The following is a 6,200-nucleotide window of genomic DNA, read 5'->3' on the forward strand; positions in this document are numbered from 1 at the left end:
ATACAAGGTCAACAAAAAGATGTCAAGTTGTATCCTTAACAAGGGAACCGTCAAACTAGGAGCCGTGTGAGGTGAAAGTCTCATGCACGGTTCTGAATGGGAGGGGAGGTCGGTGACGATTTTCTCGACCCCTAATAGTATAACTTTGTCTTGATAATTTACAAAACGATTGGAACCTGAAGAAGAAAAATTATTACGGGGTTTAACTGACAGTGTTTCTCAAAAAACTGATGTTTACTTTTCCTCTTGTCTTCTTGTTGCTAATTGGTCTAAAATTTCGGCGTGAACTTGGCGAGTAATTGGATAAAAATAGGCAAGAATTAAGCTAATGATCAGAAAAAATGCCGGTAAAGGAGCAATTGCTAGGCGAATTGCTATTAAAGCACTATCTGGCTGCAGGGGAATTGCTTCTCCTGGGATTCTCGGTTTAAAACCCGATGTTTCTAGAGCAATACCGACAAGAAATAACCCCAAAGCTAAACCAATTTTTTGCAAAAGTACCATGAAAGCATAAAAAATACCTTCTCGACGTTTTCCTGTTTCTAATTCGTCTAATTCAATCACATCGGGAACCATTGACCAAGGAATTAAATAGGCCACAGATACGCCAAATCCCGCCAAAACTGCCAAAGCATACATTAAAGTTATTTCTCCTGGTTGGAGCAAAAATAAACCAATTTGGGCAATAATCCAGAATGTCATCCCTAAAAAATAGACTATCTTTTTGTCTAATTTCTGACTAACTGCTTGCCAGAAAAATAACATCACTAAAGCTGTTCCCTGTACTGCCAAAGCGACTAAACCCGATTCTGCTTCCGATAGTCTCATGTAGCTGACGACGTAGTAAACCAAAATCGAGGCGGTTAATTGTACTCCTAACCAAGCACAAAGATAGATGCCAATAACGTATAAAAAGGGACGATTACCAAAAACTATTTTTAATTGTTCTTTCAGGGGAATAGTTTCGGTATTATTATCCGCTTCTCTCTGTTTAATTGCCGCGCTATCCTTGAGATGATTTTCAGTTTTGCCATAGTAAAGGGTTAACCCCGAAACTATCCCTTCTATTCCTAATAAAATTGTGGAAATAGCGATAAAGTCTCTGGGATTTACCCCAATTTTTCCTAGTCCATAGACCGAGGAAAGCGCACCGATAACTATAAAAGCAATTGCCAAAACTTTTTTCTGGGGAGAATTGAGAATCGCTTTTGCTCCTCGTTCTTGTAAAGCTAAAGCGCAGCAAATAACTGCTATAATCGACATTAAAGCACAAACTACACCTAACAATAAAAAAGCTTGATGGAGATCGTTGGCATAGGACGATGAGACGATAATATAGAGAATTAATGAGAGAATGCTGCCCCCGATGGAAAAGGCAAAACGAAAACTATTTAAGCGGGTTCTCTCATTATAATCATAAGTTAATTCAGGGGTGAGTGCCTGGTAGGGAAGATTGACTACTGTATAGGTTAAATTAAAGATAATACCAATAAAAATATAATATAAAAATAGCCATAATTGGTTATTAGTCGGGATTAACCACAGTAAAAAATAGCTAATTCCGAAGGGAATCGACCCCAATAACATCCATGGTAAGCGACGACCCCAGATAGTACGAGTTCGATCGCTCCACATGCCAATAATCGGATCGTTAATAGCGTCGAAAATTCTCACCACCATCAGCACACTACCAGCTAATCCTGCTGGTAATCCTGCCACATCAGTGAGGAAAAATAGCAGGTAAAATACCGAGATATTGGCAGTGATAGCCGGTCCCAAATCCCCCGCACCATAGGCGATTTTTGTGGTTAAATTGAGTCTTTCAGAAGTCAAATGAGCCATAAAAGCAATTATAGAGACTAAAATAAGCTTAACTGTTCTGGGAGCAGTTGAGGAACTTTAATTTTTTTTGTCTCTAGTAATTCCTGAAAATATCTAGCGTTAAAAGGGAAGATTCCCCGATGACACAAGGGACAAAGAAATAGCTTGATCTTTGGCATCCCGGAAAATTCTGACTATTTCCCCGTCCTTCACTTTTTATCTATCGCCTTGACCAGCATTATGAGCTAAACTGACTAATATCAGTTATTTTAGCTATCAGCATCGGAATTCCCCTTATTCTGGCAGTTAAGTAGGTGGGTGGAATTAAATATAAGATGAACGTAGGTTGGGTTGAAGCATGAAACCCAACTCCCGCATGGGTTACGCTACCGCTAACCCATCCTACAAATAATTGTGCCTCCCTACTTACAAGCGAGAAGATCGCCCAGATTGTTCTTTTTCGGACTGTTAGCGGTTAGGAGCTATTACTGGGGAGACGATCGAAATAGATCAAGAAAGTGTGATAGTACAGATAAGAGATCGGGGAAAATTTTTTCGCCAAACCTAAAACTTTTTGACGCTGACGTTCTATGATGCCTCATATCTTCCTATTTTTAGAGATTTTTTCCCAAGAAGGCGGTATTCAATCCTATATCAAGGATGTCCTGCAAGCTTATCTCACTTTGCCCGATTGCGAGGCGGCCGAGGTTTTTTTACTGCGGGATGCCCCTGATTGTCCTAATCCTTTCAAAAATCAAGGTATTACCTTTCATTACCTGAAAAATAACTCAGCAACTCTCGGACGCATTCAATTAGCCCTTAAGTTTCTAGTTTCTCTCCTCCGGAAACGTCCCCAACGGGTTTTTTGTGGTCATATAAATTTAGCTCCTCTCACCCGTCTTTACTGTCAAGCTTTAGGCATACCCTACACCGTCCTCACCTACGGCAATGAAGTCTGGGAACCTTTACCAAATTCCCAAAAACAAGCCCTGCAAGCGGCCGCATCGATCTGGACAATTAGCCGTTACACTCGCGATCTTATGTGTAAGGCTAACGCTATCGATCCCAAAAAAGTAGCAATTCTCCCCTGTGTGGTGAATGAGGAAAAGTTTAATTTAGGTGAAAAGTCCTTGACATTAATCAAAAAATATGATACGGAAAATGCCAAAGTTTTATTAACAGTGGCCCGGTTGTGGTCGGGGGATATCCATAAAGGGGTAGATGTTACCATTCGGGCCCTGCCGACAATTCTAGAGACTTATCCCGAAGTAAAATATCTAGTCATTGGACGTGGGGACGATCGCCCCAGGTTAGAAGCTTTAACCAAGCAGTTAGGAGTGGATAAACAGGTAATTTTCGCGGGTTTTGTCCCGACGGAGGAATTAGCCGACCATTATCGTTTAGCCGATGCTTACGTTATGCCCTCCCGGGAAGGATTCGGGATTGTTTACCTAGAAGCGATGGCCTGTGGTATTCCCGTGATTTCTGGAGATGAGGACGGTTCAGCAGAGCCGCTGCAGGATGGTTTGGTGGGGTGGCGCGTTCCCTATCGAGATGCCGAAAAGGTGGCTCAAGCTTGTTTAGAAATTTTGCCAGGTCAGGATCAACGTTGTCACCCGCAATGGTTGCGTCAACAAACTGTAACTAAATTCGGCAAAAAGACTTTACAGGCAAAATTACGGCAGTTAATCTAATTATAACTTCATTGGGCATCGTCTCCTCAATACCGGCCACTGACTAGCCAAAACCACAACTTTGTCACTCATTATTAAGATAACTGCTATACTCCTCTATGGCTTCCCCAAAAGATTTTATTAGTCCGGTCAATTCTGGTCAAAAGTTGGTCTATCCTTTTCGCAACTATCTTAACTATCTTCACGACAAATACTCTGATTTACAGACGGGTAAGATCGCCGATTATATTCCTGAATTAGCCCTAGCAGCTCCACAATGGTTTGGTATTTCGGTAATTACCACTGACGGTCAGATTTTTGAGGTGGGAGACTGTCAGCAAACCTTTACAGTACAATCGATTTCTAAAGCTTTTGTCTTTGGATTAGCTCTAGAAGATCACGGAAGGGAATACGTTAATAGTAAAGTCGGTGTTGAACCCACGGGGGAAGCTTTTAACTCGATTATTCTCGATGAAAAAACCAATCGTCCCTATAATCCTATGGTTAATGCTGGTGCGATCGCTACCACGGATTTAATCACCGGACAGAATGCCACCGAAAGGCTAAAACGTATTTTAGAAATGTTTAAACGCTATACCGGCAGGGATCACGAGATTAATGTCCCCGTTTTTCTCTCGGAAAAATCCACCGGCAATCGCAATCGGGCCATGGCCTATCTAATGCTAAATTTTGGCATGGTTAGCGATAAAATTGAAGAAACCCTCGACCTTTACTGTCAACAATGCGCCATCCTCGTCCATGCTCACGATTTAGCCCTGATGGCCGCTACCTTGGCTAATGGGGGTGTCAACCCAATCACAGGAATACGGGCGATCGATGAACACTACGTTCAAGATGTGATCAGTGTTATGCTTACCTGTGGAATGTACGACGCTTCGGGAGAATGGGCCTATCGAGTAGGATTACCAGCAAAAAGCGGTGTCGGGGGCGGAATTACGGCAGTAGTCCCCCATCAGTTGGGAATTGGCACTTTTTCGCCCCTTTTAGATGAAAAAGGCAACAGCATCAGAGGAGTGAAAATTTGTCAAGATATTTCAGAGGATTTTGGTTTACATTTATTCAATGTGGCCAAACCAGAACGAGATTTAAAAACATGGCTTGAAGGCAATAGTTGATACCACCCCCTACTTCCCTCTCCCCACTCTGCCATAGCTTTTAAACAGGATTTAGTCTGATAAGTAGGGAGGTACAATTATTTGTAGGATGGGTTAGCGGTAGCGTAACATAATCGGGCGTTGGGTTTCATGCTTCAACCCAACCTACGTTCTTCTTACCCCACAGTTAACTTTACTTTTGTCCTGAAAATCGATAAAACCCCACACCCCACCTGCCCCCAGGAAAAACTTTTTGCCGCAAACCCTACTTAACTGTCCCCAGCAAGAGCGCCTACCGGCCATAGAAAATTAATTTGGCCAGAGGTCTGTGGAAAAAATTTCGTAAACCTCTTGACAAAAGCAGCGGATTGTGTGTAATATAAATATCGTGTGAGGAGTATAAGTTCAGTATAAGAAGAACCTTTGGGGTCGAAACACGGCAAGACTCCCAGAGGTTCTTCTTTTTCACTCCCTTATTGGCTCAAAGTCAGCCGTAAAATCAGGTTTTCCCCGATCGCTAGTTTTTTCTCAATTTATCCCTTCTAGGTCTGTTGCTGCTTACCAAGAGCAACAGGTCAAAATTTTTGCCGAAGAAACTGCACAAGAGAAGTGTAATTCCTCGTAAAATTGGGAATTAAGTACAGGGGCAATCCTATGGCAGATAAAAATAACGGTAACGGTGGCTTATTCGTCGTCGGGGTTTTAGTGGGCAGTGCGATCGGGGCAGTGGCGGGTTTATTAGTAGCGCCGAGATCTGGAAAAGAAACCCGTCGAATTCTGCAAAAATCCGCCCGGGCTTTGCCTGAATTAGCCGAAGATCTGACCACGACGATGCAATTACAGGCCGATCGCCTATCGGAATCGGCCCGGCGTAATTGGGATGATACTTTAATGAGATTAAAAGAGGCGGTGACAGCCGGAATCGAAGCTAGTCAAAGTCTAGCCACGGACAATCCCTCCCCTGACTCGCAAGAATCCCCCCAGGGCGATAATCAACACTCGAATCACTACTAAATGACCGAACCTATTTTCTGGCTAGGATGTTCTTTACTGCTAGTCGCCGTTAGTTTAACGGCGGTTTTCATCGCCGCTTTACCTGCTCTGCAAGAGTTAGCCCGGGCAGCCCGGAGTGCCGAAAAATTGTTCGATACCCTCCATCGGGAATTTCCCCCGACTCTAGAAGCAATTCGCCTGACAGGGGCAGAAATCAGCGAATTAACCGACAATATCGATGAAGGGGTCAAAAGTACCCGCCAAGTTGTTCAGGGAGTCGATCGCAGTCTCGGTAGTGCTAAAGCTGGTCTTAGCAAGCTCGATCGTGGCAGCCGTCGCCTCTTGATCGGTTTTAAAGTCGCTTGGAATACTTGGAAACGCAGTTAAGCAGATGGGGAAGTGGGGTGTAGGGTGTGGGGTGTAGGGTGTGGGGTGTGGGGTGTGGGGTGTAGGGTGTAGGGTGTAGGGAAGGAAACCTCTTTCATCTCTGGTGGTGAAAATTTTTTCATCGGGACTGACTCCTGAATACAGACTCCTGCCTCCTGATAACTGGGTGACTAAAGTTGAGAATTCCCTTAAGATAAAGTAAATAAGTGTA

General features: G+C 43.4%; 7 protein-coding genes. 5 read left to right on the plus strand and 2 right to left on the minus strand.

Annotated elements, in window-relative coordinates; translation table 11 throughout:
* Positions 1-234 precede the first annotated feature (234 nt).
* Positions 235-1,842, minus strand: coding sequence for an MFS transporter (locus PX482_RS11685; protein ID WP_002761239.1), 1,608 nt, complete (start codon positions 1,840-1,842; stop codon positions 235-237).
* A gap of 569 nt (positions 1,843-2,411) precedes the next feature.
* Here PX482_RS11685 and PX482_RS11690 point away from each other — a divergent pair.
* The 5 genes from PX482_RS11690 (at position 2,412) to PX482_RS11710 (ending at position 5,989) form a co-directional block, all read left to right on the plus strand.
* Complete coding sequence (locus PX482_RS11690) at positions 2,412-3,515, plus strand: glycosyltransferase family 4 protein (RefSeq protein WP_288093643.1); 1,104 nt, start codon at positions 2,412-2,414, stop codon at positions 3,513-3,515.
* A gap of 98 nt (positions 3,516-3,613) precedes the next feature.
* Entirely contained in the window at positions 3,614-4,630 is a 1,017-nt protein-coding gene (gene glsA, locus PX482_RS11695; RefSeq protein WP_002761234.1) for a glutaminase A, read from the plus strand.
* A gap of 129 nt (positions 4,631-4,759) precedes the next feature.
* Entirely contained in the window at positions 4,760-4,882 is a 123-nt protein-coding gene (locus PX482_RS11700) for a hypothetical protein (protein ID WP_288024691.1), read from the plus strand.
* 381 nt (positions 4,883-5,263) lie between these two features.
* The gene (locus PX482_RS11705; RefSeq protein ID WP_002761233.1) at positions 5,264-5,623 is read left to right on the plus strand and encodes a YtxH domain-containing protein; all 360 of its coding nucleotides are present in this window, start codon (positions 5,264-5,266) and stop codon (positions 5,621-5,623) included.
* Positions 5,624-5,989 (plus strand): hypothetical protein, encoded by a 366-nt coding sequence (locus PX482_RS11710; RefSeq protein ID WP_002735843.1) that lies wholly within the window; start codon positions 5,624-5,626, stop codon positions 5,987-5,989. It begins immediately after the preceding gene.
* Here PX482_RS11710 and PX482_RS11715 read toward each other — a convergent pair.
* Positions 5,986-6,111, minus strand: a complete 126-nt coding sequence (locus PX482_RS11715; protein ID WP_288002678.1) for a hypothetical protein — start codon at positions 6,109-6,111, stop codon at positions 5,986-5,988. The genes PX482_RS11710 and PX482_RS11715 overlap by 4 nt on opposite strands.
* Positions 6,112-6,200 lie beyond the last annotated feature (89 nt).

It is taken from the genome of Microcystis sp. M53602_WE12 (assembly GCF_030065455.1).
Taxonomy (GTDB): domain Bacteria; phylum Cyanobacteriota; class Cyanobacteriia; order Cyanobacteriales; family Microcystaceae; genus Microcystis; species Microcystis aeruginosa.

Coding starts and splice junctions, on each gene's coding strand:
- PX482_RS11685 (WP_002761239.1), bottom strand. CDS start 1,842: ATGGCTCATTTGACTTCTGAAAGACTCAATTTAACCACAAAAATCGCC.
- PX482_RS11690 (WP_288093643.1), top strand. CDS start 2,412: ATGATGCCTCATATCTTCCTATTTTTAGAGATTTTTTCCCAAGAAGGC.
- glsA (WP_002761234.1), top strand. CDS start 3,614: ATGGCTTCCCCAAAAGATTTTATTAGTCCGGTCAATTCTGGTCAAAAG.
- PX482_RS11700 (WP_288024691.1), top strand. CDS start 4,760: ATGCTTCAACCCAACCTACGTTCTTCTTACCCCACAGTTAACTTTACT.
- PX482_RS11705 (WP_002761233.1), top strand. CDS start 5,264: ATGGCAGATAAAAATAACGGTAACGGTGGCTTATTCGTCGTCGGGGTT.
- PX482_RS11710 (WP_002735843.1), top strand. CDS start 5,624: ATGACCGAACCTATTTTCTGGCTAGGATGTTCTTTACTGCTAGTCGCC.
- PX482_RS11715 (WP_288002678.1), bottom strand. CDS start 6,111: ATGAAAAAATTTTCACCACCAGAGATGAAAGAGGTTTCCTTCCCTACA.